Below are 25,635 nucleotides of genomic sequence, written 5' to 3'. Positions count from 1 at the left end.
GGCGCACATGAGGCAGGAATTCCAGGGGCATGGGGCATCGCGCGGCAGCGCGCTCGGCCGCGCCCGCGTCCGCCTGCCGCATGCGCTGGAAGTCGCCGAGGAACGCATCGGCCACGATCAGGTCGAAGCCGAGCTGGCCCGCCTGCACGTCGCCATCGATACCGTCCGCAACGAAATGCATACCCTGCGCGACCGCCTGCACGGCGCGCTCGCGCACGAGGTCGGCGAGTTCCTCGACCTGCACACCCTGCTGCTCGACGACCCGGAACTGCTGCACGGCCTCGACGAACTGATCCGCAGCGGCCACTACGCCGCCGACTACGCCCTGCGCCTGCAGCGCGACCGCATCGCCTCGGTGTTCGAGGCCATGGACGATGCCTATTTCCGCAGCCGCGTCGACGATATCGACCAGGTGATCGGGCGCATCCATGCGGCGCTGCATCGGCGCGACCACGATACCTCGGGGGTCGCCGGCGAGATTTTGGTCACCGACAACGTCGCCCCGGCCGAACTCGCGCAACTGCAGGCCCAGGGGGTGATGGCGATCGTCACCGCCGCCGGCAGCACCCTGTCGCACAGCGCCATCCTCGCCCGCAGCCTGCACCTGCCGCTGGTGGTCGGCACCGCCCAGGCGCTGCTGAAGATCAACGACGGCGACGCCCTGGTCGTCGACGGCGCCACCGGCACGGTGATCCTCGAGCCCAATGCCGAGGACCTGCGCAGCCACCGCACCCGCACCCGCGAACTCGCCCGCGAACGCAAGCAGTTGCATCGCCTGCGCCGCGAGCCGACCCGCACCCTCGACGGCGTCGACATCAAGCTCTACGCCAACGCCGAATCGCGCGAGGACGTGGCCGAGGCGCATTCGCTCGGCGCCGCCGGCGTCGGCCTGTACCGCACCGAATTCCTGTTCCTGCAGCGCAACGAACTGCCCGACGAAGACGAACAGTTCCGCGTCTATCGCGACGTCGTCCTCGGCATGACCGGCCGCATGGTCACCATCCGCACCCTCGACCTCGGCGCCGACAAGGCCGACAAGACCGGCCTGGCCCTGCGCGACGAGCCCAATCCGGCGCTCGGCGTGCGCGGCGTGCGCCTGTCGCTGGCCCGCGACGGCCTGCTCGAAACCCAGTTGCGCGCGATCCTGCGCGCCTCCGGCTACGGCCCGGTGCGGATCCTGGTGCCGATGGTCAGCTCGGCCGAAGAGATGCGCCGTGTGCGCGAGCTGTTGAACCGCGTCGCCGCCGACCTGCGCCGGCAGGGGCAGGAGATCGCCGACGACGTGCCGCTCGGCGCCATGATCGAAGTACCGGCCGCGGCCATCGCACTGCCCGGCTACATCAACACCATCGACTTCCTGTCGATCGGCACCAACGACCTGGTCCAGTACCTGCTCGCGGTCGATCGCAACAACGAAGCGCTGAGCGAGCTCTACACGCCGCTGCATCCGGCGGTGCTGCGAGTGATCCGCGACGTGATCCGCCTGGCCCAGGCGCGCGGCAAGCCGGTCGCGGTGTGCGGCGAAATGGCCGGCGACGCCAACTTCGCGCCGCTGCTGCTGGCCCTGGGGCTGGAGGAATTCAGCCTGCATCCGGCGACCTTGCTGGAATTGCGCCGCGCGATCCGCTCGCTCGACCTGAGCGTGCTGCGCAAACGCGCGCCGGCGCTGCTGCGGGCGCGCGACCGCGCCGGCATCGAGGCCTGGCTGCGCGGCTGATGCGCGCCTGACACGCAGCTGATATGCGGCCGCGTTCTGCGCGGCCTTGGCCCGGCGCCGCTGCGCCGCCGCGTCGTTCATCTCCAGGCGCCGCAATCACGCCTTCTTCCGACGCAAGGCTGAAAGCTGGGCTTTGTAAGCTGCAGGGGCGATAATCGCCGCATGAACATCTGACCCTCGCCGGCTTCGTGGCCGCGTCCGTCACCCGCCAGGAAGTACCGTATGGCCGAAGCCGTCCGCCACGACAAAACCGCACGTCAGCTGCGCCTGCTCTCCGACGCGCTCGACAGCGGTCGTCTGGGGCCGGTGCGGCGCCTGGTCAACACCCTCTCCCCGGCCGAGATCGGCAACCTGCTCGAATCGCTGCCTCCGGGCAAGCGCGTGGTGGTGTGGGGCTTGGTCGACCCGGAAGACGACGGCGAGGTGCTGGTCCACGTCGGCGAGGAAGTGCGCGAAAGCCTGCTCGCGGACATGGACACCGACGAGATCGTCGCCGCGGTCGAAGACCTCGACATCGACGACTTGGCCGACCTGGTCGAAGACCTGCCCGACACCGTCATCGACGAAGTGCTCAAGTCGATGGACCGCGAGAACCGCGAGCGGCTCGAACAGGTCCTGTCGTATCCGGAAGACACCGCCGGCCGCCTGATGAACCCGGACGTGGTGACGGTGCGCGCCGACACCACCATCGACGTGGTGCTGCGCTACCTGCGCCTGCGCGGCGAACTGCCCGAACACACCGACCACCTCTACGTGGTCAGCCGGCGCCATCAGTACCTCGGCCGCATCGCCCTGGCCGCGCTGCTCACCCACGAGCCCGGCACCGCGATCAACAAGCTGATCGACGACGAACAGCCGGCGATCGACGTCGGCGAAACCGCCGCCGAAGTCGCGCGCCAATTCTCCGACCACGACTGGATCAGCGCCCCGGTCGTCGACGACAACAACATCCTGCTCGGCCGCATCACCATCGACGACGTCGTCGACATCATCCGCGAACAGGCCGAGCACCAGGCCTTGAGCGCGGCCGGCCTGGACGAGGACGAAGACTTGTTCAGCCCGGTCCGGCGCGCGTTCCGGCGCCGCCTGATCTGGCTGTCGATCAATCTGTGCACGGCCTTCCTGGCCGCCAGCGTGGTCGGCCAGTTCGAGGACAGCATCGCCAAGCTGGTCGCCCTGGCCGCGCTGATGCCGATCGTCGCCGGCATGGGCGGCAACGCCGGCACCCAGGTGCTCGCGCTGATGATCCGCGGCCTCGCCCTCGGCCAGATCGGCGCCTCCAACGTCGGCGTGCTGCTGCGCAAGGAATTGATGGTCGCGTTGATCAACGGCCTGGTGCTCGGCGTCGGCCTGGGCCTGATCGTGTTGGCCTGGTTCCGCCAGCCCGGCCTCTCCCTGGTGATCGGCGCCGCGTTGACCATCAACCTGCTGACCGCCGCCGCGGGCGGCGTGCTGGTGCCGATCACGCTCAAACGGCTCGGTTTCGACCCGGCCCTCGCCGGCGGCGTGATGCTGACCACCCTCACCGACGTGATGGGCTTCCTGAGCTTCCTCGGCCTGGCGACGCTGATCTTGATTCATTGAAGCGGCCTACGCCAAAAGTTGCGCTGTCTTCTCCTTCCCTGTTCAACAACGCCCTCGGGCGGTGAATGGCGAGTTGACTGGTCAATCGACCGGTATGCAGGAATGCGATATCCAGACTTCGAGCGGCAATGGCTTATCCGGCGCGTCCTTCGGCAGGATCGTTGGCAACTTCAGCAACGGACAGCCCTTGGCGTTGAAAAAGGCGACGACCGATTGCTTCAAGCGCTCCGCATCCGGCTGATCGGAAGGTGAAAAGTACTTAATGTGGCTGGAGTAATCTTTCGCCACGCGCTCGGCGCCGGGTGCGTCGAAATGATCCTTGCCCAAATTCGCCCGCAGATCATTGATCAAATCCCTAGGCAATGCACCTCGGAACTGGATGTAGGTCAGACGCGATTGAACCAACTGCGGCGCAACCTTACCCAGTTCTGCAGTGGTATAGGTGAGCTTTTGCTTCAGCTCCTTGCTAACGGTCGCACCTTCCTTGATGGCGCGGTCGCGATCGCGAAAAGCCTGATCCCGTTCTTTCCTGGCTCTACCGGCTTCGGCATTGGCCCTGTCCCGAAGCGCTTCCGCCTCTCTGGCCTCCCTCTTGATGTTCTCCACGACCAGCTTGCCAGCCCGAAACTCCGAGTAGACGGCGACGCTGCCGATTATTCCCACGACGACGCCGGCAATGATCTTCAGCCATTCGGAGGCAATGCCGATACGCAACTGGCGCGGAGCATTGGCGATGTCGCATGCCATTTTTTTTGTTTCGACACGTGCTTTCCTGATCTGAGCGAGCTTGAGCTGATCGTCCAGGCTAACAATCGTCATTGCTCCCCTCCCCAATCTATCGAACAGCCGATGTTCTCTGAGAGCCGGGATCGATAGTCACGGCGCTTCTAGCCGTTGGAACGCGGGGAGGCTGGAGCAGCGGCCATCTCTGGCCAGACCAAGGCAAAGCCCACCGGTTTCAACCCGAAGCCGTCCAGTCCCTGACCGTTCGCACCCAAGTCAAGTCGGACCGCAGAAAGACGGATCTACCACCCGATGCTTGAATCGCACACTGTTCGCCGCCGATGATGCTCCTATCTATGGAGGAGAACGTCGATGCCGCATGGCCGTCCGCTTCGTCTCGCAGTCGCCTTGCTGATGGCCGGCTCGCTCGCTCTCGCTGCCGCATGCACACCCGCCTCTTCCACCCGACCCGGCGTCGCCCTTATGTCCGACACCCGAGCGCGCGGCCATTTCGTTTCGCGCCAACTCGAGCGCGACGGCACCGTCCACCGCTATCAGGTGTTCCTGCCTTCGCGCCGGGCCGGCGGCGAGCGGCCGGCCTTGATCATGTTCCTGCACGGCTCGGGCGAACGCGGCGACGACAACCGCAAACAGGTCGAGGTCGGGCTCGGGCCGGTGGTCCGCTCGCGTCTCGACGAGTTTCCCGCGATCGTCGTGTTCCCGCAGATGCATACGGACCACGCCGACCTCGAACGCTTCGGCGACACGGCCTTCGCGATTCTCGATGCGGTGCAGGCCGAGTTCGACGGCGACCCGCAGCGGGTGTTGCTGACCGGTTTGTCGCTCGGCGGTTATGCCAGCTTCGAGCTGGCCCTGATGCAACCCGAGCGCTTTGCCGCGGTGGTGCCGATCTGCGGCGGCTTCGACCCGCCGGAAGCGCAGTTCGTCGCGCGCCGCAAAGCGCTCGGCGGCGTGTCCAGCCACGACGAAGCCGCGCAGAAATTGCGCGGCATTCCGTTCTGGGTCTTCCATGGCGCGAAGGACGACGTGGTGTCGGTGGAAAATTCGCGCCAGATGGTGGCCGCTCTGAAGCGCGCCGGTGCCGAGGTGCGCTATACGGAATTCCCGGAAGCGAAGCACAACAGCTGGGATCCGGCCTATGCGACCGCGGCGCTGTGGCCTTGGTTGTTCGCGCAACGCAGGCCTTGATGGATTCGCATCGTTCGCTGGGGGAAAACAAATCCCCCTCAATCCCCCTTTTGCAAAGGGGGAGGCCTAACGATGGGTGTTGAGTGATGCAGCGAGCCGGTGAGCGGCACCGCTAACGGCGGCCTGCCTGGACATGCACCAAGCAAGGTTGTGCCAGCCGCATAGCGACTAGCCGCCAAGACGACCTTCCCCCTTTGGAAAAGGGGGACCGAGGGGGATTTGCTCTCCCCTTACGCCCGGCGCAACAACCAGCCGTCGCACAACCAGCGAATCAAGCCTTCTTCAAGAACTCGGTCTTCAGCACGAGGCCCTTGACCTTGTCGACGTTGCACTCGATCTCGCCTTCTTCGTCGGTCAGGCGGATGTTCTTGCACAAGGTGCCGCGCTTGAGGGTCACCGAGGTGCCCTTCACTTTCAGGTCCTTGATGAGCAGCACCGAGTCGCCGTCGGCAAGCGGGGTGCCATTGCTGTCTTTCACGATCATGTCGATATCCGGTAAACGGCCGCGCCACGACGGCGCGGCGAAAAACATCAACCCTTGAGCAGGGCCTCAAGCACCGCCATGCGCACGGCGACGCCATTGGCGACCTGGGTCAGGATCAGCGATTGCGGGCCGTCGGCGACCTCGTCGGTGATCTCGACGCCGCGATTCATCGGCCCCGGATGCATCACCACCGCATCGGCCGCGGCGCGCTTCAGGCGCGCCGCGCTCAAACCGTAGTCGCGGTGGTAGTCCTGCAAGGAACTGACCAGGCCTTCTTCCATGCGCTCGCGTTGCAGGCGCAGCATCATCACCGCGTCGACGCCGTCGAGGGCGGCATCGAAGTCCTGGGTCACGGTGCAGCCGTCGAGGGTGCCGTCATCGGGCAACAGCGAGGCCGGGCCGCAGACGCGGATCTCGCCGGTGCCGAGCGTACGCAGGGCCTGCAAGTCCGAGCGCGCGACGCGCGAATGCTTGACGTCGCCGATCATCGCCACGCGCAGGCCCGAGAAGTCGCGGCCCTTGGCCTGGCGCAGGCTGAGCATGTCGAGCAGACCCTGGGTCGGGTGCGCGCTGCGGCCGTCGCCGGCGTTGACCAGGCAGGTGCCTTCCCGCGCCTGCCCGGCCAGCGCGGCGACCGCGCCGTCTTCGCGATGGCGGACGATGAAACCGCGCACGCCCATCGCTTCGATGTTCTTGAGGGTGTCGAGCGCGGTTTCGCCCTTGCTGGTCGACGAGGTCGAGGCGTCGAAATTCAACACGTGCGCGCCCAGTTGCTGGGCGGCGAGCTGGAAACTCAAGCGGGTGCGCGTGGAGGGTTCGAAGAACAAGGTGCAGACCGCGATGCCGTCGAGCGCGCGGCGATCGTAATGGCCCTCGGCGAAGGCCTGGGCGCGGATCAACAGGGCTTCGAGCGTCTCGCGCGAGGCATCGGCCAAGCTCAGCAGATGGCGCGAGCCGGCGACGGTGGAAACAGGGGCGTTCATATGTGCGGAAGCTCGTCGATATCGGTTGCGTCGTCGGGTGAAGCCAGCCAGCGTTCGACGATCACCGCCGCGGCCACCGCATCCAGCGCCTCGGCATCGCGGCGGCGCTTGCGGCCTTCGGCGCGGTCGGCGGCGAAGCGGTGCGCGGCCTCGATCGAGCTGGAACGCTCGTCGACCAGCACCACCGGAAGTTTGTAGCGCACCCGCAGTTGCCGGGCGAACTCGATCGCGCGCACGCGCGCCGGCTGATCGTTGCCTTCCAGCGTCATAGGGTCGCCGACGATGAAACCGTCGGGGCGCCATTCCTTGTGCAGACGATCGATGGTGCCCCAGTCGGGACCGGTGCCATGCACGTCGATGACCGCCAACGCACGGGCGCCGTGGCCGAAGGCGCTGCCGACGGCGACACCGATGCGGCGCGAACCCACGTCGAACCCAAGTACGGTGCCGTCGCGGCGGATGCTGACGGGCTTGCTCGCCACCGAACTCATGCGTGACCGGCGTAGTCGGCCAGGTGGGCGAAATCGACGCCGATGCGCCCCGCCGCCGCCTGCCAGCGCACATCGAGCGGCAGCTCGAACAGCAGCTCGGCGTCGGCCGGCGCGGTCAGCCAGTCGTTCTCGGTGATCTCGTGTTCGAGCTGGCCCGAACCCCAGCCGGCGCAACCCAACGCGACGATGGCGTTGTCCGGGCCTTCGCCCTTGGCCATCGCCTCGAGGATGTCGCGCGAGGTGGTCAGAAACAGGTCGTTGCCGATCACCAGGGTCGAGTCCCAGCGGGTGCCGCCGTCGTGCAGCACGAAGCCGCGTTCGGGATGGACCGGGCCGCCGGCCAGCACGACCTGCGAACGCAGCGATTCGTCGCCGCCGTCCACGCCCATCTGCCCGAACACTTCGCCGAGCGTGTATTCGGAGGGGCGGTTCACCACGATGCCCATCGCACCGTCGTCGTCGTGCTGGCAGATCAGCGCCACGCTGCGGGAGAAATTGGTATCGGCCAGCGCGGACAGCGCGATCAGGACCTGATTGGCGAGGGGTGTGGGCATCACGGACATGGCCCCATTCTAACCGCCCCGGCGCGAATTCGGACCCGGAAACGCACGGTCCGCGGCCACCCCCGAGGGCCTGCGTCCCGAATCCAGGACATGTGCCGGCCCGCATCCCGGCATGCATCCGACCATACGGTCCGCGGCGCCCTGCCGCTGGATTCCCCCGAGCCCCGGCACCACAATCGGGATCCGCGTCCCACGAGGTTCCCATGTCGGGCTATTGCGACATCGCACCGGGCCACCCGGTCCACGGCCACTACCACGATCACGAATACGGCTATGCGCGGCGCGACGAAGCCGAGCTGTTCGAGCGCCTGATCCTGGAGATCAACCAGGCCGGCCTGAGCTGGGAAACCATCCTGCGCAAGCGCGACGGCTTCCGCCGCGCCTACGGCGGTTTCGACGTCGACACCGTCGCCGGCTACGGCGAGAACGAGCGCCTGCGCCTGCTCGACGACGCCGGCATCATTCGCAACCGGCTCAAGGTCGACGCCGCGATCCACAACGCCCAGGTCGTTCAGGGTCTGCGCGCGAGCCACGGCGGCTTCGCCCAGTGGCTCGACGCCCATCTGCTGCTGGACGGCCGGCCGCGCGACAAGGCCGCGTGGATCAAGCTGTTCAAGCAGACCTTTCGTTTCACCGGCGGCGAGATCACCAACGAATTCCTGATGAGCCTGGGCTACCTGCCCGGGGCCCATCGCGAAGATTGCCCGGCCTATCGACGCATCGAGCAGCAAGGGCCCTACTGGCAGCAAGCGCAGGCGCAGGCCAGCGCGCCGCCGGCTGGGCCCAAGGCGGCGCCCAAGCCGACCGCGAAAAAAACGGCGGCAAAAAAGGCCGTCACGAAAAGAACGGCCGCGAAGAAGACCGCAAGCAAAGCGCCGGCGCGCAAACCACGCCAGACCCGCTGAACCGAACGTCATGGATGGCAGCGCCGTACCCGCCTTCGCAGGCCGGCTGGCACCGCCACAACGACCCAGGCCATCAGGACAGAACATGAGCACGGCCCCCGCACTGCCCCGCTCCACCCGCGGCTTCATCGTCGCCATCGCCCTGCTGCAAGGTCTGTTGCTGTACCTGGCGCGCAGCGGCCACGTCCTCGATGGCCACAGCGCACAGATCTGCTGGTATGCCCTGGTGCTGTCGGTGCCGAGCGCGATGATCCTGTCGGTGCAGGAGTTGCGCGACCGCCGCTTCTGGCAGCAGAGCCTCGGCTTGGCCGCCATCTACGCCGTGCTGGCCGCGTGGGCCGGCTGGAGCGTCACCGGTGCGCCGCAGATCAAGGCCGGCGCGGTGCTATGGCCGTTCGGTGCGAGCGTGGCGATCGCCTTGTTCATCGCCCTGCCCTACCTGCAATGCCGGATCGCGCATCGGCGCTGGAACGCGCCCTACCCGGACCTGTTCGAGTACGGCTGGCAGAACGCCTTGACCCTGATCCTGACCGGCGTCTTCGTCGGCATCAGCTGGGGCGTGCTGGCCCTGTGCGCGGTGTTGTTCGAGCTGATCGGCATCAAGTTCTTCGGCGACCTGTTCTCGGACCCGCGTTTCGCCTATCTGGCCACCGGCATCATGGTCGGCCTGGGCATCCTGGTCGGGCGCACCCAGCAGCGGCCGGTGCAAGTCGCACGCCAGATCTTGTTCGCGATCTTCAAGGGCCTGTTGCCGCTGTTGTCGCTGATCGCGGTGCTGTTCGTCGTCAGTCTGCCGTTCACCGGTCTCGACGCGCTGTGGCGCACCCGCTCGGCGACCCTGATCCTGATGTGCCTGATCGCCCTGCTGGTGCTGTTCGTCAACGCCGTCTACCAGGACGGCGAAGGCGAACCGCCCTACCCGGCGTGGCTGCGGCGCATCGTCGAGGCCGCCTTGCTGAGTTTGCCGGTGTATGCGGCCCTGGGCCTGTACGCGCTGGGTCTGCGCATCGCCCAGCACGGCTGGACCGGCGACCGCTTCTGGGCCTTGGTCGCTTCCTTGTTGCTGAGCGCCTATGCCTTCGGCTACGCCTGGGCCGCGCTGCGGCCGCGCCAAGGCTGGTTGCGCCCGCTGATGCGGGTCAACGTGATCGTCTCCTTGGTCGCGTTGGCATTCGCGGTCGCCGCCAACTCCTGGCTGCTGGACCCGCACCGGCTCAGCGTCGGCGACCAACTTGCGCGCCTGCACGACGACCGCATCGCCGCGGAAGATTTCGACCTCAGGCACCTGCGCTTCGATAGCGGCCGCCGCGGCTACGAAGCCTTGCTGGCCCTGCGCAAGGATCCCAAGTTCGCCACCGCTGCCGAGAAAGCCGAACTCGAACGCGTCATCAAACTCGACACTCCGTGGGATTACCTGGCCAACCGCCCTGGCAAGTCGCCGAACACACTCGCTGCGGTGCGCGAACACATCAAACCCGCACCCCGCGCCGACGCACCCGACCCGGCCTGGCCTGGCTACAGATCGTGCTCGACGGAAAGCTGTTCACGCCCGACTGCCTCGGCGAACACGCCGAATGCCTGCTGTTCACGCCCGACCTCGACCGCGACGGCCGCAACGACTACCTGCTGTGCAACACCAACCGATACGGCGCCAGCTGTTTCGTCTACGCCTTCGAGAACGGAGCCTGGATCAAGATCGGCAGCAGCTATCTCGGCGACCGCTTCGAAGCGATCCAACCGGCCCTGCGCAAAGGCGATGTCCGCCCGGTGCCCCGCCGTTGGGCTGATTATCAGTTCGGCGAGGGTGGCGAGGTGATTCGGCTGGAGCTTGAGCGTGTGGAGCGTGCGAAGGCGGCTGCGCCGGCCACGGCTACGAAACCTGAGTAACCCCAACTGCGCCTGATCGTCGCTCCCTTGTAGGAACGGCGTAAGCCGCGACCGAGCTTCGCGATGAGAGACCGTTCCGACCTCAAGCGAGGCGGGAGGGACCAAAACTGTGTGCCGCCCTGTCGATAGAGCCAGCTCACTAAGTCGATAGGCGCCTCGCCCCTGCGCCACGTACCTATCCGTTCGAAGACTCAACAAAAACGATAGTTGCATCCGGCACCGCGTAATGAACCATTCCCATTTCGGCAGTTTTGACAAGCACGCCGCTCGAAAGATAACCCCCGCCCACCATTTCCTTCTTTGTGAGCCAATCTTCATACCCATCGAGACAAAGCCAACGCTCAAAATCACAGATGACAAGCCCCTGCGCTGCGCCCTCGACCAGGACAATATCTCCGACGGCCATCTCCCTATCTAGACCGGCATAGTTCATCAGGAAGGCCCTTGAAATTAGATTACTAAACGGCTCAACAGGAACCCAACCAGGTTGCAAGTCATCTGCCGGCCCCTGCGAAACCTGTATAACCGCAGCTATGCCTGCTGCCCCCTGCAAGAGTGGCGTGAACCACGCTCTATCGCTATTGGGACGAGCCCGAGCGGGTGCAAGACCGACGCAGCTTCTCCTCAGCCAATCTGCACGGCATCAACATCCAACGTAGCACCGATCTTAACGAGCAGCTTGAGCAAGGGTCTATCGAGAAAGAAGCCGGACGGCTCTTCGCCTTTGCAGTACTCCACGACGATCTGTACGTTGAAGTCGACTGCCAATCCGGATACGGCAGCAGTCAAGGCGGGCTCGTACGATTCGAGCATCGTCAACAAGCGATCCTCAGGCCGACCCGATGTTACGCGGACCTCGTCGCTCATCCAGTACTCCAACAGGCCCAGTATCAACGGCGAGCTATCATGCTTGCGGCGACGCAGCATGCCGGGGATATGTCCGTCGATGCGGCTTGCGAACTCAAGCAGTGCCTGAGAGCAGTCGCTGACGCGGCCCTCCGCACGAAGATAGATACGGTACTCCATTGCAGATTAGATCTTTAAGGGGAACTACTTGGGCTCGCGCCACTATGCAGCCCAATCAATTCAATGCGCCACCGCAAAAGGCGGCCCAAGTGTTGAATCCTCACAGATCCCGGGGGCACTCATCGTGCCATCGAAAATAGATGTCGGTCGGAAACAGCTTGCTCAGCTCGGGCACCTTCTTCTCCGGGACGAGGCCATTGCAGCCCCGATATTTCACTTCAACAAAAACGTGCTCTACCGAGCCTCCAGCCTCGGTAAGCACCAGGCGCTCTCCGCCTCTTCGCCAAGTACCTGCCTGCTGGTTCTCAGGGCAGATATCGCAGTTCACTGAGGACACGTATGTGCCGTCTTTGCGCAGATCAAAGGAGCTGATCACCCCTCTTCCTCTGACCCAGACCTCACCACGCGCCTCTGGCTGCGTCTCTGCTTCTGTCTCCGTCGAGCAAGACGCCATTAAAAACAACAGTGTGACACCGGCGCCGCGAACAAAATCGAAAACACATGGCATCTCGGGCTAATTCCTTTGATCGCTTCGATACAGGTACCTGGCAACAAACCTACTGTTTCTCAGGATGCTCCGCGCCCCACTCTACCGCAATACGTTCCGGCCCCTTCATCTTCCACTCCCAGGCTTCCTCGACCGTCAAACGGCGAACGCCGCTCCTATGAATATCTGTCGCCCGAGGATAACTTCCGTCGACCAGAGACACTCCCCATACAAAACCTGCCTCATCAATTCCCAAGCATAGGCAGGGATGAAAGAATGCATCTTCGTATATCTCCCCAATCCGAACACTCATACATCCACCTCTAATCGATAGCTACAAAGGAACAGTGGCACACCGAGACAGTGAAAAACATAAAGACCCAACCAACCGACCCATATCGACTTATATGTAACGAAGAGAGCGCATACGCAACACTTCCACCCCAAATCTCGCGAATGCATAGGCCTCGACTTCCTCGGCCTCTTTAAATATTAGCGCCGCCCTTCCTGGATCAAGACTTCTTGCGATCATATCCGCACAAGCAATTGCCACAGCCTCAGAGCCCGCAGAAATAAAATGGACTGAACGCAGGGAATCAATCAAGCGCTCCACCTGCGCACTAGATAGCAAGTAGAACTCAACCTGCAGAGCCAAAAATAAATATACGGCAGCCTCCAATCGCAACGCATCATCCGCCCGAAGGAAGAAAACAACAAAATTGAACTGCGCGTCAGGCATAAAATCACAACCAAGAAGAGAGTCTTCAAAATCGGACAACAACTTCTTGACGTCCCTCTCAGGCCTCCCGGAGCCCAAAGCACTCAGCAGTCGGGCATTCAAATAATTTTCATCACTCATGAAATCGCCACCCTAATTTCACCCCAAGCCCAGCACTCATACATTCGCCTCCAATCGATAGCTGCGAAGGAAACGAGCAGCCGCTCTTTTAACACTATCCCCAGCAAAAAACCGGCCGAAGCCGGGTTCTTCATCTGCAACTCGAATCCTGAGAAATGCGTCATAGCGCCACGGGCCTCGGGCATAGAACCGCGAGCCCTCAATCACCTGGCGCCGAAGATGACAGCCAGGCCAACGATCGCCCAGAGCCCTCTCGCACACTAAAGTCGCCATCGGAAATAGATGTCGTTCCGGAACAGCTTGCTCAACTCGGGCACTCTCTTCGCCGGGACGAAGCCCTGCTCGAAAGCCTCATCAACAACTATCAGGCAAGCGCCTGTTCGGTCGGACCGAGCCAACAGCGGCAACGCCAGAACCGCGTAGCGCGCTCCACCGCACGCTAGGAGCTAAAACGACAGTCCCGCCGGGTGTGGGCAGGGCTTTTGTTGAATCAGCGTAATGCGCTTCGCTTATTGACACCCTAGGTGTGTGCCCTACGGCCTTGAACGTATCTGCGGTAAAGCCAACAGAAGACGACGCATATGGCTAACAGCCCCATCATCCACACGAGGCTAAACACAAAATCAGCCAGATCAGCGCTTTGCGACAACATTGCCGCGACGAAAAGACAGCCGTTAACGACAACTGCCAATTTAAAGCCGCTTCGAATGTCTGCAAACTTCATGTGCATAGCTCACTTGGTACAGTCCGAGCGATCCTTGCTTGACGACGGGAGCACGTACGACGCTTCAACGTAAATACCAGCCGAAATATCGAATCCGTAAGCAGGTCCTTGAGGCATAAGGCCAACCCCATCCGACTGCGCATCTCCGAGCCGAAACTTCGAGAATGGAGACTAGGTCAAGACCGGCAACAGCCATGTGGGAGCCCACTTCGACGCGATCGAACTTGCTCTGCGCAAAGGCGACGTCCGTCCGGCGCCTCGTCGCCGGCCGACGATCAGTTCGGCGCAGACTGCGAGGCGAATTCGGCTGTAACTTGAGCGGGCGTAGCGGCTGAAGGCGGCTGCGCCGGCTGGCGTGAAACCTGAGCAGCCGCAACTGCTGCTGATCGCTCGCAGAATGCTCAGTGCAAGACCGACTGAGTTCAGGATCGGTTCAACGCTTGTCGCCACACAACAAAATCCGAACCTCATTCCCTATCAAATCACGGGGACCGCCCCTCAACTGATATGCCCATGTGAATAGTGATCAAGCCCGCCCCTTCGCCTCCAGCTCCGCATGAAAACAGAAATCCACATCACAGGACTCTACAAGATGAAAAACACTAGTCTGGAGGTCCACGACTCTGACATAAGAAAAATTCCTATGCACGTACATATCCCAGTCAAAAAAATCAAAGAAAGCCATTTGACTTAATTTATCCACCGGAATCGCAACTTCCTCAGACCAACGCCGGCCACCGCCTTGAGATTCATCGCCAACCATTACGGACAACACGGACAAGAATCTCTTGGGGTGAACGAGAAGCCTATCAATAGGGACTTGTCGATAATTCGATGCAGCTTCTGCTGCGCCAACCCTTCTTAGTACCATTTCCTTTAGAAGCTCTCTCTCGATATGCTCAAAAGACTGGATTCTCAGCAATGAAATCGCACGATCTGGCGAAACCAGGGCGGCATTCCAAAGGTGGCGACACGTTTCCTTGAAGCCAATCATTTCGCCTGTAATGTCTAGGCAGGCCATTAGTTCCCCTCCAATCCCTGACTTGGGCGATCTGGGTAGCAGACGCAGGTCTTTGGGTTCTGGTTGTAAACGATCACGTGCCAGTATCCCGTCGAATGGCCGTGACCAGGCTTATTAACGTACCACTTCACATCAGCTGGGCAAGGATTACAGTTCCCATCGCAATCGCGACCAACATCAACTGGTTGCAGAACCACCGGGTCATTATGGAAACGTGACTCGGCATGCCCCCCACCACAAGGCGGCCCGCCGGGCATTTCACATGCTGCGTACCCCATGTCAGTGGGCGATATCGCCCAAAGGACTACCCCCCGAGTCCCGCCCCAAAGCAGATACCGTCCGGCTATGCCGAGCCAAGGTGGCAACGATATTGGATACGCGGGAGCTGCCGTTATGGCCGTAAGTCCTTGAGGGTCAATTTGCGTCAATGGACGCCCCCGAACATACGAATAGGTATTAACCCCAGCCGCTAGACCAACAGGATCCGACGTGACGTAACGCCCAACACCTGGCTCGTAATCCCGAAGGTAGTTGTAGTTCAACCCCGCAGCCGCTTCATAGCGCTGCCCGGGGAAGCGCATATCGAAAACGAAAGCGGTGCCGTCTTGGTCGGGATCCTGATTCGGGACATCGTTGCCAAAGACTTCACCCTTGGCATTCCAGTTCCAGACCGCAACATTGCGACTCGCATCTATAACCGTGCGTGGCGTACCGAGTTGATCGGGCTGGATGTAGTGCAGCTTTTGCGCCGTGCCAACGCCATCGAGAATGCCAACGGGAAACTCGTCCAACCATACCGCCTGTTGGTTAACCACGCCGTTGGCATCATAGTCGCCAAGCCAGTGGCCGAATTCGTCGTATAGCGTGTAAAGAACGACCGGACTGTTTAAACCATTGCTGGCAGCGACGCGCTCACCCTTAGCGTTGTAACGATAGCTTCGGCTAACCACGCCAGCCAACTTGATCTGGCTCATACGATCATTGGCATTGTAGACGAGCTCCTTCGCCGTGCCGCCAATGCTAGTAGTGTTACCGACCGTGTCGTAACCGCGCGCTATACCACCCACGTCGCTCAGTCGGTGACTGTTCGTCAAATAGGTGTAGTTCGTCGTGGCGCCGGCGCGTAGCAAACTGGTGCGATCGCCAGTCGCGTCGTAGCCGTAGGTTTCCAGCGGTGTGCCAGTCGGGCCGTCGCGAGTAATCTTCAATCGACCCAACGTGTCGTAGTCGTACTTGGCCAGAAAAGCGCTCTGCAGCCCGTCCTTGAGTTCGGTCAGCTCACCGACCTCGTTGTAGCCATAAGATAGCGACAACCCACCGCTGGCGGCATCCAGGATCGATTTAGCCCGGTAATCCTGGTCATAAGTCCGCTGCAGGCTGCGGCCATTGCCATAAGTCCACCCGGCTACCGGGCCGAACGGTTTATAGATCGCATTGTTGAGCAGCACGCTTCGCACGCCACCTGAAGGTGTCACGCCAATCTCTGTAATCCGCCCCTGACTGTCACGAACGTAATCGGCAACCGCACCGTCGGGATAAGCCATAGCCTGCAGCTGCCCTGCCAGGGTGTAGGCATAGCGCAAGGTGAAGCTCTGGCTGTCGACCGACTGCACTTTGCGTACGACCTGGCCGAAACGGTCGTAGCAGTACTTCAGTTCCGTGCCTTCGGTACGCATCGCACTTACCCGACCGACTGCGAAGGTTTCTCCGGCGGTGCAAACCTCGTTGACGGTGTCGTAGTCGTATTCGACATCAGCGCTTCCGCTGCCGTAGGACACTGTCTTCGGGCGGCCCAGTGCGTCGTAGGTGTAGGTGTGCGGGATGGCGTCATTGGCGTCCTGTTTGGTCGCCACCTGGCCGGCTGCGTTGTAACTGAAGTTCGTGACGCCCGTGTCCGGGCTCGATAGTTGAACCCGGTCGCCCAAGCCGTTGTAGCTGTAGGTGGTATTCAAGCCCTTGGGGTCGGTGACCTGGGTCAGCCGGTCGAGCGCGTCGTACTTGTATTCGATCTTGGCATTGATGCCGCCGACGTCCTGCAGGGTCTTGGCCAGACGGTTGAGCGGGTCGTAGTCGTTGTCGGTCTTGCGGCCGAGCGCATCGGTGGTGACGTCGCCGTTGCCGTTCGCGTCGTAGCTGAAGCCGGTGGCGTGGTCCTGCGCGGTCTTAGCCGTCTTGAGTTGCCCCAATTGGTCATAGACGCGCGACAAGGTGCGCATCAGGGCGCCACCGCTGTCGTTCGTGTCTTCCTTGGTCCGGTTGCCGGCGCTGTCGAGCGTGTAGTGGATGCGGTTGCCGGCGTTGTCGTAGATGTCGGTCAGGCGATGCGCCGCGTCGTATTCGTAGCGCAAGAACATGCCGTCGGGCTGGATGACTTTCTTGACCTGGCCGATCAGGTCGTACTCCATGCGGGTGATCGCATCGTCGGTTTCCGAACTGTTATTGGCGCCGCGCACCTTGCGCGCCACCAACCAACCGCGCGGCGTGTATTCGAGGTCGGTAACGACGCCGTTCGCGTCCTTGCTCGACAGCGCTCGGCCGGCGACGTCGTAACGCAGGAATTCGGTAGCGTGGCCGAGGGCGTCGGTGATCTTCCACAGGTCGCCCTTGCGGTAGGCGCAGGTTGCAGGCGATGTGGCGCAAGCCGGGTCGTCGCTGGCGTAGTAGGTATAAGCGGCGATGTCGGCCAGATCGCTACGAGGACCATCGATCGACTTGACCAAGCCAATGATCGGGCAACTACCCGCCGTCACGTCCGCCGCCTCGCAATAGCTCGTGACCGTGGTGCGTTCGGCATTCGTGATCGGGTCGATTTTGGTCGAGGTCAGCAACTGGCCGCGGTCGTTGTAGCTCCACTTCGACTTGGCGACGAGGATGTTAGCGCTGTCGAGGGTGCGACGTTCGGTCGGCTTGGTATAACCCGGATTCCAGTCGGTCTGAATCTTGCGAGTGACTGGGGTGACGCCCTGCCCGGACGTGCGGCCTTCGATGCGGCTGATTTCCTGGAACGAGTCGTGCTCGTAATCGGTACGGTAGCCGCGCTCGTCTTGGCGCCACCAGATGCGGTTGTTCAAGTACTGGGCCGTAGACGTGCCTGCATTCGAGCCGTCGGTGGCCGAGAGCGCAATGCGGGTCGGCTGCCTAAACGGATCCGCATTGAAATCATAAGTCTTGGCCGAACCGGTCGGCAGGGTCACCATCACCGAGCCCGAACTGTTATAGGTGTGGGTGACCTTGCCGGCCCCAAGCGCATGATCGCTGATCGTGGTCCGGCCGAATTCGTCGTAGCTGTACGTGGCGTAACGTTGCCCGGTCTCGTCGATGATGCCGGTGAGTTTGCTGCCCCATAGAGCCGGATTGCAACCGGCGATCGCCTGCCCGGCCGCATTGCGGCAGACCCGGTCGCCCTCGCCGTACAGGTACTGCATACCTTCACCAGCCGCGGCGCCGCCTTTGCTGGCGTGAGTCAGACGCCCGGCCGTGTCGTAGGCGTATTCGACCAACCAGGCACCGGCGTTGCCGATGCGCGCGATGCGCAGTCCGTCGTCGTCTGGCCCGGCGGCGATGGCCGCCACATACTGGAAGTTGAGTTCGCGCCCCGAAGGACTGCGCACCCGCAACAGCTTGCCAACTGCCGGGCAAAGGCCCCCCTGGACATCGGCCTGGCTGCAATAATCCAGCCGATACAGGCGCCCGCCGTTTTCGTAGGCGCTGAGGCGGCCGGAATCGTCGAACCACTCCAATAAAGACGAGGTCGACAACCTCCAACGACCTTTTTCCGCAGCGATCGCATCGGGTTCGCGGATCATGATCACGCCGGGCCGGTTGTCGGAGTGGTACGACGTGTCCGTTACCTTGCCGACAAACTCGTAGTACCCGTCCGAACGCAACCATGTGTTCGGCAAGCCGTTGTACATGATCAGCCGGCTGGAATACGAATGCGCCCAATGATCGGTCAGGCCGGAACTGAACTCGAAATCGCCGATCGAATTGTACGTTCGGATAAACGCCTGCCCTTCCCAATCGAAATCGTCTTCCCGATGCTCTTTGTTTCCTGTGGCGGCGACCACGGGATTGCCGTCTTTGCAGCAAGAATCGTGCTGATTCGACTTCCAGTAAATCTCACCGCGCGAGTCGTTAGCGCACGCATAAGGCCACTTATCGACATTCGGGTTGGCCCAGGTGCCATGAAATAACTCAGGGCACTTAAACCAGTCCACCCGCGATACGGTCCACGTTCTCAGATCTCCGATCGACAGCTTCGCCACATACTTCCGAGCGTCCGCGCCGCTGAAGTTGCGCTGTATATAGATGTATTGACCGGCATCTCCCCAGCCTGCACCGTACTCTCTATAGGAACCGGTGTAGTAATGATCGAGAACCGGGATCGAATAAGACGCGTTGATATCATCCGATAAACGCCCCTCATCATCACAGGCGATGCGGCCGTTCGGCTGTACCACCCCATTGGAGGCGCAAGCCCGTCCCTTTCCCCACTGGTCGTCGGCGGAGTAGTAATCTCCATAGAACGCTGGAACCGCACGCTTGACGCGGTAAGTCTCCGAGACATTGTTCAGGCTGGTCCGCTTTGACTCGAGCTCCAGCAACGAATTGCCACTCGGTGTCGCCGGCTCGGTACGAATAAACTGCAGCGCCTCGGCCTTGGTTTTGAAGCATGCCGACTCCTGGTTCAAAGGCATGTAGCGATTAGCGCAGTATCGATCGGCAGCGCGCGCGCCCCCGGGCAATAGCCACGCGGCAAGCGCCAGGCAAACAAGGGCGGACAGACGAAGGACAAAACTGGAGGGCATGACGGGTTCTTCCGATGAAAGCGCCGCCGAAGCGGCCGGACATCCTGGGTCCTGTACGTACGATGGCAATGTGCCGGTGTCGACGAACGGGCGACCGGAGGGCTAGGGCCCGGGGCGATGATCCTTGACGGCCGTCTCAAGAATTCGGACGGTGTAAGCAGTTCACGAATATCACATTAAGCCGACAAACTCGGACCATTGCGGTTCGCCCGGCACTCCGCAACATCCTGCGTGTGCGTCGGCCATTGACGACCGAAATAGTTTCGTTCACTACTCTGCCACTCGACCGGCAACAAAAAACCCGGCCGAAGCCGGGTTCTTCATTTCTGACGATGTCGCCGATGCCTCAGCGCACTTCGGCCACTTCCACGCCGTCCATGCCTTGCGACAAGGTGCGCGCGTCGCCGCCCTGGGCGAGCTTGATGCGCAGACGCACTTCGTTCTGCGAGTCGGCGTAGCGCAGGGCGTCTTCGTAGCCGATTTCGCCGGCCTGGTAGAGCTCGAACAAGGCCTGATCGAAGGTCTTCATGCCGAGCTGCACGGATTCCTTCATCAGCTCCTTGAGCTTGTGGATCTCGCCGTCGCGGATGTAGTCCTGGGCCAGTGGGGTGCCGAGCAGGATTTCCATGGCGACACGGCGGCCCTTGCCGTCCGGGGTCGGGATCAGCTGCTGGGCGACCACGCCCTTGAGGTTCAGCGACAAGTCCATCAGCAGCTGGTCGCGGCGGTCCTCGGGGAAGAAGTTGATGATGCGGTCCATCGCCTGGTTGGCGTTGTTGGCGTGCAGCGTGCACAGCACCAGGTGGCCGGTTTCGGCGAAGGCGATGGCGTGGTCCATGCCTTCGCGGGTGCGCACCTCGCCGATCATGATCACGTCCGGCGCCTGGCGCAGGGTGTTCTTGAGCGCGTTCTCCCAGCTGTCGGTGTCGATGCCGACTTCGCGCTGGGTGATGATGCAGCCTTCGTGGCGGTGGACGAATTCGATCGGGTCTTCGATGGTGATGATGTGGCCGGTCGAGTTCTGGTTGCGGTAGCCGATCATCGCCGCGAGCGAAGTCGACTTACCGGTACCGGTCGCGCCGACGAAGATGATGATGCCGCGCTTGGTCATCGCCAGCGTCTTGATGATCGGCGGCAGATTCAGCTCTTCGACGGTCGGGATCTTGGTCTCGATGCGGCGCAGGACCATGCCGACCTGGTTGCGCTGGTAGAAGCAGCTCACGCGGAAGCGGCCGACGCCGGTCACGCCGATGGCGAAGTTGCACTCGTGGGTCTTTTCGAACTCTTCGCGCTGCTGCGGGCTCATTACGTTGAGCACCAGATCGCGGCTCTGCTGCGGCGTCAGCGGGTTCTGGGTGATCGGGCTGATCTTGCCGTGGACCTTCATCGACGGCGGCATGCCCGAGGTGATGAACAAGTCCGAGGCGCGCTGGTGCGCCATCAGCTTGAGGAACGAGGTGAAGTCGATGGCGCCGGTAGCGGGGCTGGCCGGGCCGGCCGGATTCGGATTGGCTGGGTTGTTCATGGGGCTACCTCCTCGGGAGGTCTGGAACTAGGGGAAGTCGTGCGCAAGCGGCAATCGGCGCGATGCGGAGGCCGGCGAAGCGGGAAACTTCGCCGGCGAGCGCATCAGTCGAACAAACGCTTGTCCTTCGCGTACTCGCGCGCCTGCGGCCGCAGGATCATGCCGCGCTTGACGAGGTCTTGCAGGTGCTGGTCGAGCGTCATCATGCCGTGGCTCTGGCCGGTCTGGATCGCCGAATACATCTGCGCGACCTTGTCTTCGCGGATCAGGTTACGGATGGCGGGGATGCCGACCATGATCTCCCACGCCGCGGTACGACCGCCGCCGACCTTCTTGAGCAGGGCCTGCGAGATCACCGCGCGCAAGGACTCCGACAGCATCGAACGCACCATCGGCTTTTCGCCGGCGGGGAACACGTCGATGATGCGGTCGACGGTCTTGGCCGCCGACGAGGTATGCAGGGTGCCGAACACCAAGTGGCCGGTCTCGGCCGCGGTCAGCGCCAGGCGGATGGTTTCCAGGTCGCGCAACTCGCCGACCAGGATGTAGTCGGGGTCTTCGCGCAAGGCCGAACGCAGGGCCTCGTTGAAGCCGTGGGTGTCGCGGTGGACTTCGCGCTGGTTGATCAGGCACTTCTGCGAGGTGTGCACGAACTCGATCGGGTCTTCGACCGACAGGATGTGCGCGTACTCGTTCTTGTTGATGTGGTCGATCATCGCCGCGAGCGTGGTCGACTTGCCCGAACCGGTCGGGCCGGTCACCAGGATCAGACCCTGCGGCTGCTCGATCAGCTGGCGGAAGATCGGCGGGCAGCCGAGGTCTTCCAGCGACAGCACTTCCGACGGAATGGTACGGAACACCGCACCGGCACCGCGGTTCTGATTGAAGGCGTTGACGCGGAAACGCGCCAGGCCGGGAATCTCGAACGAGAAGTCGACCTCGAGGAATTCTTCGAAGTCGCGGCGCTGCTTGTCCGACATGATGTCGTAGACGAGCGCATGGACCTGTTTGTGGTCCAGGGCCGGGATGTTGATGCGGCGTACGTCGCCGTCGACCCGGATCATCGGCGGCAGACCTGCCGACAGATGAAGATCGGATGCTTTGTTCTTGACCGAAAACGCCAGAAGTTCGGCGATATCCATGCGTGCTCCCCGCACTGCAGGGACCCGTCAACCGGGTCCGTGAAAAGCCAGCCTCAAGGGCTTGATTGCAACTTCAAGCTGGAACCAAACCACCCCTGCGAGGCAGTATAGCCCCCTCACGGCATGTCCGATCCAGCCCTTTCACTACAGGATTCCCCTCGTGCACGAGCACGTCCTGCACGACATCTTGCATCAGTTGACGCATACGGCGCATGACGCCGGAAGGCCGGTACCTCGATTGCTTGCGGTCAGTAAGACCCGGGATGAGACGGCGGTCGCGAATCTGGCGCTGAAAGGGCAAACCGCGTTCGGCGAGAACTACGTTCAGGAGGCCCTGGCCAAGCAAACCGCGATGGCCGGGACCGCCGCGGCCGGGCTGGCGCTGGAATGGCACCTGATCGGCCACCTGCAGTCGAACAAGGCCGCCGAGGCCGCCACGCGCTTCGATTGGGTCCAGACCGTCGACCGCCTGAAGCTGGTGACGGCGCTGGCCCGGCACCGGCGCGCCGACCAAGCCGCGCTCAACGTATTGATTCAAGTGAATATCGACGACGAAGCCAGCAAGCACGGCTGCCGTCCCGAGGAAGTGGAGGCGCTGGCGACGGCGATCGCCGCCGAGCCGCGGCTGTGCCTGCGCGGGCTGATGGTGATCCCGGCGCCGCACGACGAGCCGGAACTGCTGCGCCCGGCGTTCCGGCGCAGCAAGCAGTTGTTCGACTCGCTCACTCAAACTCACCGCAGCGTCGACACCTTGTCGATGGGCATGAGCGACGACTACGCGGTGGCGATCGCCGAGGGCTCGACCATGGTCCGGATCGGCACCGCCCTGTTCGGCGCGCGGACCAAGCCGCAGACCTGACCGACCCGGCGCCTGGGTGCCTCGGCGCCCAGACGGACACTGCGGACGCGGCGGACGCCGCCGACGCCGGTTGTTATCCTGCGGTCCGGTTTTCCGCACTGGTCGAACATGTCCGAATCCGCTTCCCTCCCCTCCGGGTCGATCGCCTTCATCGGCGGCGGCAACATGGCGCGCAGCCTGATCGGCGGCCTGGTCGCCCGCGGCGTCGCCGCAAGCGACATCCGCGTCGCCGAACCCGTCGAGGCCCTGCGCGAAGCCCTGCAGCGCGACTTCGGCGTGCAGTGCTTCGACGACGCCAGCGTCGCTGCCGAGGGTGCATCGCTGTGGTTGCTCGCGGTCAAACCGCAGGTCATGCGCGAGGTCTGCGCGAGCCTCGCGGCGCAGGCCGCGGCGCAACGCCCGCTGGCGATTTCGATCGCCGCCGGCATCACCGCCGGCCAGCTCGACCGTTGGCTCGGCGGTGGCGCCGCGGTCGTGCGGGCCATGCCGAACACCCCCGCCCTGCTCGGCGCCGGCATCACCGGGCTGTACGCCAATGCCGCCGCGGCTCCGCGTTTCGATCAGGCGGCGAGCCTGCTCGATGCGGTCGGGCCGACCGTCCGCATCGACGAGGAAGCGCAGATGGATGCGGTGACCGCGGTCTCCGGCAGCGGCCCGGCCTACGTGTTCCTGCTCGCCGAAGCGATGCAGCAGGCCGGCCAGGCCCAAGGGCTGAGCGCCGAGGCGGCGCGCGCCCTGGTCCGGCAGACCCTGCTCGGCGCGGCGACCATGCTGACCCATAGCGAGGACCCGGCCGAAGTGCTGCGCGCACGCGTGACCTCGCCGGGCGGCACCACCCAAGCCGCGATCGAGACCTTCGAAGCCGGCGGTTTCCGCGCCCTGGTCGACCGCGCGATCGCTGCGGCGACCGAGCGCGGCCGCCAGTTGTCGGCGGCGAACGAATGAACGGCTTCGCAGGCAAGGCCGCGGCGGGATTGATGCTGGCGCTGCTCGCCGGCTGCGGCGGCGAGGGCCCGACGCCGGCGCAGAACCCGAATGCCGCGCGCAGCGAAGAAGTGGTGCGCATCGGCGACATCAGCGTGCGCGCCAGCGCCATCCAGGCCAAGCAATTGTCGCCGGCGATCGCGCAACGCTACGGCGCCAGCCACGACGAACGCACGGTGCTGGTGGTGGTGTCGCTGCGCAAGGGCGACGACGCCACCTCGGTGTCGGTGCCGGCGAAAGTCACGGTGACCAGCGTCGATCTGCTCGGCCGCAAGCAGGCCCTGAGCATGCGCGAGATGCGCGACGGCGACCTGCTCGACTACGTCGGCGTGGTCGCGATCTCGCCGCCGGACACCTTGCGCTTCGACGTCAAGGCAGTCGGCGAACAGGGGCAGCGCTATACCTTGCAGTTCAATCGGGATTTTTTCTGAGGTTGTCGGTCGCACATCCATTCACCCCGCTTTCGCCGGGATGACGGGCAAGAGCGATGGACGTTTAGATGTAAGGGGTCGTTGCGCAACGCAGTCGTTGACCATGGCGGTCGCGGCTCGTGACCGCAGGAAATCCAGTAGGACGCCGCTCCTACCCTTTGGCGACGCAGCAAGGGGTAGGAGCGGCGCAAGCCGCGACCACGACACTACGACCGCCGACGCAAGCTCTATGGCCCCGGCAGCAAACCGTTGCGCGTCAACACATCGACGCGGCGGCGTTCGTTGGCGTCGAACCCCTGCAATAGCGAAGCCATGCGCTGCCGGCGCTGGCTGTCGCTGAGCGCGGTATCGGCCAGCACGCGTCGGCGCTGCGCGGCATAGCGACGCAAGCGCTCCTGCCATTGCGCCTTGCGTGCATCCAGAGCGGCCAGGCGCTGCGCGGCCTCGCGCCCGAACAAGGCTTCGCGTTCGGCGTAACGCGTGGCGGCATCGACCTGGCGCAATTCGAAATCACGGCTTTGCCGCACGGCGCTGTCGAGTTCCAGAGCTTGCGCCTGCACGACCTGCCGTTGCGGGTCCAAGCGCGCGTCCAGTTCGGCCAGGCGCCTTGCGCGCGTGGCCTCGTCGAGGCTGCGATCGGCTAACAACCTGCGCCGAGTAAGCGCATCGTCGTAGGCACGCTCTTCCTCGCCATACCAGGCCTGCGCGAGTTCGGCGCCGAGGCGCTCGCGGCGCAGCGAACGCACCCGCGCCACCGCGGCCGCCATGTCGCGGGCCTCGTGTCCGGCCACGACCGAGTCGCGTTCCAGGGCGACATAGGCATCGAACCAGGCCAGCACTGTCGCCAAGGCATCGGCGGCCAGGCGCGGCTGCAGATGCGCGATCAAGGCGACGCGGATCGCTTCCGGCGATTGCTCGCCGGTGCGGCTGAGGAAGTAATCGAACAAGCGCCGCAACTCGCGATCCGGCTGCGGGCGTCCCTGCGCGTCGACGCGCACCGCGCCGTCGACGTCGGTGTCGCGCAGGGAGTCGGTCGGCGACGATGCCGTCATGACAGTCGCCGGACTGCCCGCAGGCGCCGCAACGAGCAAGGGCGGATCGATGTCGCGCACCGCGGTTACCGCCGCGGTGGTGATCGCCGACCCGCCGTCGCGGCTCGACAGCCACCACCCGCCCGCGAGCATCGCGGCGAAGGCACACGCCGCCGCGAGCATGCCCGGCAC

The 25,635-nt window shown here is 63.4% G+C and carries 20 protein-coding genes and 2 pseudogenes; 8 read left to right on the top strand and 14 right to left on the bottom strand.

What is annotated here, in order from left to right; all coding sequences use genetic code 11:
- Positions 1–7: 7 nt before the first annotated feature.
- On the top strand, positions 8–1,717 hold the full coding sequence (gene ptsP, locus LC490_RS08515) for a phosphoenolpyruvate--protein phosphotransferase (protein ID WP_031370947.1): 1,710 nt from the start codon (positions 8–10) through the stop codon (positions 1,715–1,717).
- Positions 1,718–1,939: 222 nt separating this feature from the next.
- A complete protein-coding gene (mgtE, locus tag LC490_RS08510) occupies positions 1,940–3,301 on the top strand; it encodes a magnesium transporter (RefSeq protein WP_031370948.1) in 1,362 nt (453 codons plus the stop codon).
- Between the two features lie 81 nt (positions 3,302–3,382).
- On the opposite strand, the gene LC490_RS08505 is transcribed toward mgtE, so the two are convergent.
- On the bottom strand, positions 3,383–4,120 hold the full coding sequence (locus LC490_RS08505) for a hypothetical protein (protein ID WP_223619892.1): 738 nt from the start codon (positions 4,118–4,120) through the stop codon (positions 3,383–3,385).
- A 387-nt stretch (positions 4,121–4,507) separates the two neighbouring features.
- Here LC490_RS08505 and LC490_RS08500 point away from each other — a divergent pair, with 387 nt between their 5' ends.
- Entirely contained in the window at positions 4,508–5,233 is a 726-nt protein-coding gene (locus LC490_RS08500; protein ID WP_223619891.1) for a prolyl oligopeptidase family serine peptidase, read from the top strand.
- A gap of 271 nt (positions 5,234–5,504) precedes the next feature.
- Here LC490_RS08500 and LC490_RS08495 read toward each other — a convergent pair.
- From LC490_RS08495 to LC490_RS08480, 4 genes and pseudogenes are all read right to left on the bottom strand, one after another.
- Positions 5,505–5,714 (bottom strand): annotated as a pseudogene (locus tag LC490_RS08495) (alkylphosphonate utilization protein); the annotation flags it as partial.
- Positions 5,715–5,764: 50 nt separating this feature from the next.
- The gene (locus tag LC490_RS08490; protein WP_223619890.1) at positions 5,765–6,700 is read right to left on the bottom strand and encodes an aspartate carbamoyltransferase catalytic subunit; all 936 of its coding nucleotides are present in this window, start codon (positions 6,698–6,700) and stop codon (positions 5,765–5,767) included.
- Positions 6,697–7,182 carry a Holliday junction resolvase RuvX gene (ruvX, locus tag LC490_RS08485; protein WP_223619889.1) on the bottom strand — a complete coding sequence of 162 codons (486 nt, stop codon included), beginning with the start codon at positions 7,180–7,182 and terminating at the stop codon, positions 6,697–6,699. Before ruvX ends, LC490_RS08490 begins: the two co-directional genes overlap by 4 nt.
- A 5-nt stretch (positions 7,183–7,187) precedes the next feature.
- Positions 7,188–7,754, bottom strand: a complete 567-nt coding sequence (locus LC490_RS08480; RefSeq protein ID WP_031370954.1) for a YqgE/AlgH family protein — start codon at positions 7,752–7,754, stop codon at positions 7,188–7,190.
- Between the two features lie 203 nt (positions 7,755–7,957).
- Between LC490_RS08480 and LC490_RS08475 the strand changes: the two are divergent.
- Positions 7,958–8,479, top strand: a pseudogene (locus LC490_RS08475) (DNA-3-methyladenine glycosylase I); the annotation flags it as partial.
- 265 nt (positions 8,480–8,744) lie between these two features.
- The gene (locus LC490_RS08470; protein WP_223619888.1) at positions 8,745–10,475 is read left to right on the top strand and encodes a DUF4153 domain-containing protein; all 1,731 of its coding nucleotides are present in this window, start codon (positions 8,745–8,747) and stop codon (positions 10,473–10,475) included.
- A 246-nt stretch (positions 10,476–10,721) separates the two neighbouring features.
- Here LC490_RS08470 and LC490_RS08465 read toward each other — a convergent pair whose 3' ends face one another.
- The 8 genes from LC490_RS08465 to LC490_RS08430 form a co-directional block, all read right to left on the bottom strand.
- Positions 10,722–10,979, bottom strand: coding sequence for a hypothetical protein (locus tag LC490_RS08465; protein WP_223619887.1), 258 nt, complete (start codon positions 10,977–10,979; stop codon positions 10,722–10,724).
- Between the two features lie 191 nt (positions 10,980–11,170).
- Complete coding sequence (locus LC490_RS08460; RefSeq protein ID WP_223619886.1) at positions 11,171–11,572, bottom strand: hypothetical protein; 402 nt, start codon at positions 11,570–11,572, stop codon at positions 11,171–11,173.
- Positions 11,573–11,672: 100 nt separating this feature from the next.
- Complete coding sequence (locus LC490_RS08455) at positions 11,673–12,080, bottom strand: hypothetical protein (protein ID WP_223619885.1); 408 nt, start codon at positions 12,078–12,080, stop codon at positions 11,673–11,675.
- A 382-nt stretch (positions 12,081–12,462) separates the two neighbouring features.
- Entirely contained in the window at positions 12,463–12,918 is a 456-nt protein-coding gene (locus LC490_RS08450) for a hypothetical protein (protein ID WP_223619884.1), read from the bottom strand.
- Positions 12,919–14,168: 1,250 nt separating this feature from the next.
- On the bottom strand, positions 14,169–14,663 hold the full coding sequence (locus tag LC490_RS08445; protein ID WP_223619883.1) for a hypothetical protein: 495 nt from the start codon (positions 14,661–14,663) through the stop codon (positions 14,169–14,171).
- Entirely contained in the window at positions 14,663–19,471 is a 4,809-nt protein-coding gene (locus tag LC490_RS08440; RefSeq protein ID WP_223619882.1) for an RHS repeat-associated core domain-containing protein, read from the bottom strand. The genes LC490_RS08445 and LC490_RS08440 overlap by 1 nt, the downstream gene beginning before the upstream one ends.
- Before the next feature lie 346 nt (positions 19,472–19,817).
- Positions 19,818–20,996, bottom strand: a complete 1,179-nt coding sequence (locus tag LC490_RS08435) for a PilT/PilU family type 4a pilus ATPase (RefSeq protein ID WP_051884544.1) — start codon at positions 20,994–20,996, stop codon at positions 19,818–19,820.
- 104 nt (positions 20,997–21,100) lie between these two features.
- Entirely contained in the window at positions 21,101–22,138 is a 1,038-nt protein-coding gene (locus LC490_RS08430; RefSeq protein WP_031370959.1) for a type IV pilus twitching motility protein PilT, read from the bottom strand.
- A 175-nt stretch (positions 22,139–22,313) separates the two neighbouring features.
- Between LC490_RS08430 and LC490_RS08425 the strand changes: the two genes are divergently transcribed.
- The 3 genes from LC490_RS08425 to LC490_RS08415 all read left to right on the top strand — a co-directional run bounded on the left by LC490_RS08425 (position 22,314) and on the right by LC490_RS08415 (position 24,412).
- Positions 22,314–22,997 (top strand): YggS family pyridoxal phosphate-dependent enzyme, encoded by a 684-nt coding sequence (locus LC490_RS08425; protein ID WP_223619973.1) that lies wholly within the window; start codon positions 22,314–22,316, stop codon positions 22,995–22,997.
- 108 nt (positions 22,998–23,105) lie between these two features.
- Entirely contained in the window at positions 23,106–23,942 is an 837-nt protein-coding gene (gene proC / locus LC490_RS08420; RefSeq protein WP_223619881.1) for a pyrroline-5-carboxylate reductase, read from the top strand.
- Complete coding sequence (locus tag LC490_RS08415) at positions 23,939–24,412, top strand: DUF4426 domain-containing protein (protein WP_223619880.1); 474 nt, start codon at positions 23,939–23,941, stop codon at positions 24,410–24,412. Before proC ends, LC490_RS08415 begins: the two co-directional genes overlap by 4 nt.
- Positions 24,413–24,639: 227 nt before the next feature.
- Here the strand turns inward: LC490_RS08415 and LC490_RS08410 are convergent, their stop codons facing one another.
- Positions 24,640–25,626: a lipase secretion chaperone gene (locus tag LC490_RS08410; protein WP_223619972.1), complete on the bottom strand. Its 987-nt coding sequence runs from the start codon at positions 25,624–25,626 to the stop codon at positions 24,640–24,642.
- Positions 25,627–25,635: the final 9 nt, after the last annotated feature.

The sequence above is a fragment of the Lysobacter sp. ESA13C genome, assembly GCF_019970005.1.
In the GTDB taxonomy this organism is placed as follows: Bacteria; Pseudomonadota; Gammaproteobacteria; order Xanthomonadales; family Xanthomonadaceae; genus Lysobacter; species Lysobacter antibioticus_B.
The sequence above is the reverse complement of the archived record's forward strand: the minus strand, read 5'-3'. Positions and strand labels throughout refer to the sequence as shown.

What these genes read in the sequence shown, in the direction of transcription:
- ptsP (WP_031370947.1), top strand. Translation starts at nt 8, where the DNA reads ATGAGGCAGGAATTCCAGGGGCATGGGGCATCGCGCGGCAGCGCGCTC.
- mgtE (WP_031370948.1), top strand. Translation starts at nt 1,940, where the DNA reads ATGGCCGAAGCCGTCCGCCACGACAAAACCGCACGTCAGCTGCGCCTG.
- LC490_RS08505 (WP_223619892.1), bottom strand. Translation starts at nt 4,120, where the DNA reads ATGACGATTGTTAGCCTGGACGATCAGCTCAAGCTCGCTCAGATCAGG.
- LC490_RS08500 (WP_223619891.1), top strand. Translation starts at nt 4,508, where the DNA reads ATGTCCGACACCCGAGCGCGCGGCCATTTCGTTTCGCGCCAACTCGAG.
- LC490_RS08490 (WP_223619890.1), bottom strand. Translation starts at nt 6,700, where the DNA reads ATGAACGCCCCTGTTTCCACCGTCGCCGGCTCGCGCCATCTGCTGAGC.
- LC490_RS08480 (WP_031370954.1), bottom strand. Translation starts at nt 7,754, where the DNA reads ATGTCCGTGATGCCCACACCCCTCGCCAATCAGGTCCTGATCGCGCTG.
- LC490_RS08470 (WP_223619888.1), top strand. Translation starts at nt 8,745, where the DNA reads ATGAGCACGGCCCCCGCACTGCCCCGCTCCACCCGCGGCTTCATCGTC.
- LC490_RS08465 (WP_223619887.1), bottom strand. Translation starts at nt 10,979, where the DNA reads ATGAACTATGCCGGTCTAGATAGGGAGATGGCCGTCGGAGATATTGTC.
- LC490_RS08460 (WP_223619886.1), bottom strand. Translation starts at nt 11,572, where the DNA reads ATGGAGTACCGTATCTATCTTCGTGCGGAGGGCCGCGTCAGCGACTGC.
- LC490_RS08455 (WP_223619885.1), bottom strand. Translation starts at nt 12,080, where the DNA reads ATGCCATGTGTTTTCGATTTTGTTCGCGGCGCCGGTGTCACACTGTTG.
- LC490_RS08450 (WP_223619884.1), bottom strand. Translation starts at nt 12,918, where the DNA reads ATGAGTGATGAAAATTATTTGAATGCCCGACTGCTGAGTGCTTTGGGC.
- LC490_RS08445 (WP_223619883.1), bottom strand. Translation starts at nt 14,663, where the DNA reads ATGGCCTGCCTAGACATTACAGGCGAAATGATTGGCTTCAAGGAAACG.
- LC490_RS08440 (WP_223619882.1), bottom strand. Translation starts at nt 19,471, where the DNA reads ATGCCCTCCAGTTTTGTCCTTCGTCTGTCCGCCCTTGTTTGCCTGGCG.
- LC490_RS08435 (WP_051884544.1), bottom strand. Translation starts at nt 20,996, where the DNA reads ATGAACAACCCAGCCAATCCGAATCCGGCCGGCCCGGCCAGCCCCGCT.
- LC490_RS08430 (WP_031370959.1), bottom strand. Translation starts at nt 22,138, where the DNA reads ATGGATATCGCCGAACTTCTGGCGTTTTCGGTCAAGAACAAAGCATCC.
- proC (WP_223619881.1), top strand. Translation starts at nt 23,106, where the DNA reads ATGTCCGAATCCGCTTCCCTCCCCTCCGGGTCGATCGCCTTCATCGGC.
- LC490_RS08415 (WP_223619880.1), top strand. Translation starts at nt 23,939, where the DNA reads ATGAACGGCTTCGCAGGCAAGGCCGCGGCGGGATTGATGCTGGCGCTG.
- LC490_RS08410 (WP_223619972.1), bottom strand. Translation starts at nt 25,626, where the DNA reads ATGCTCGCGGCGGCGTGTGCCTTCGCCGCGATGCTCGCGGGCGGGTGG.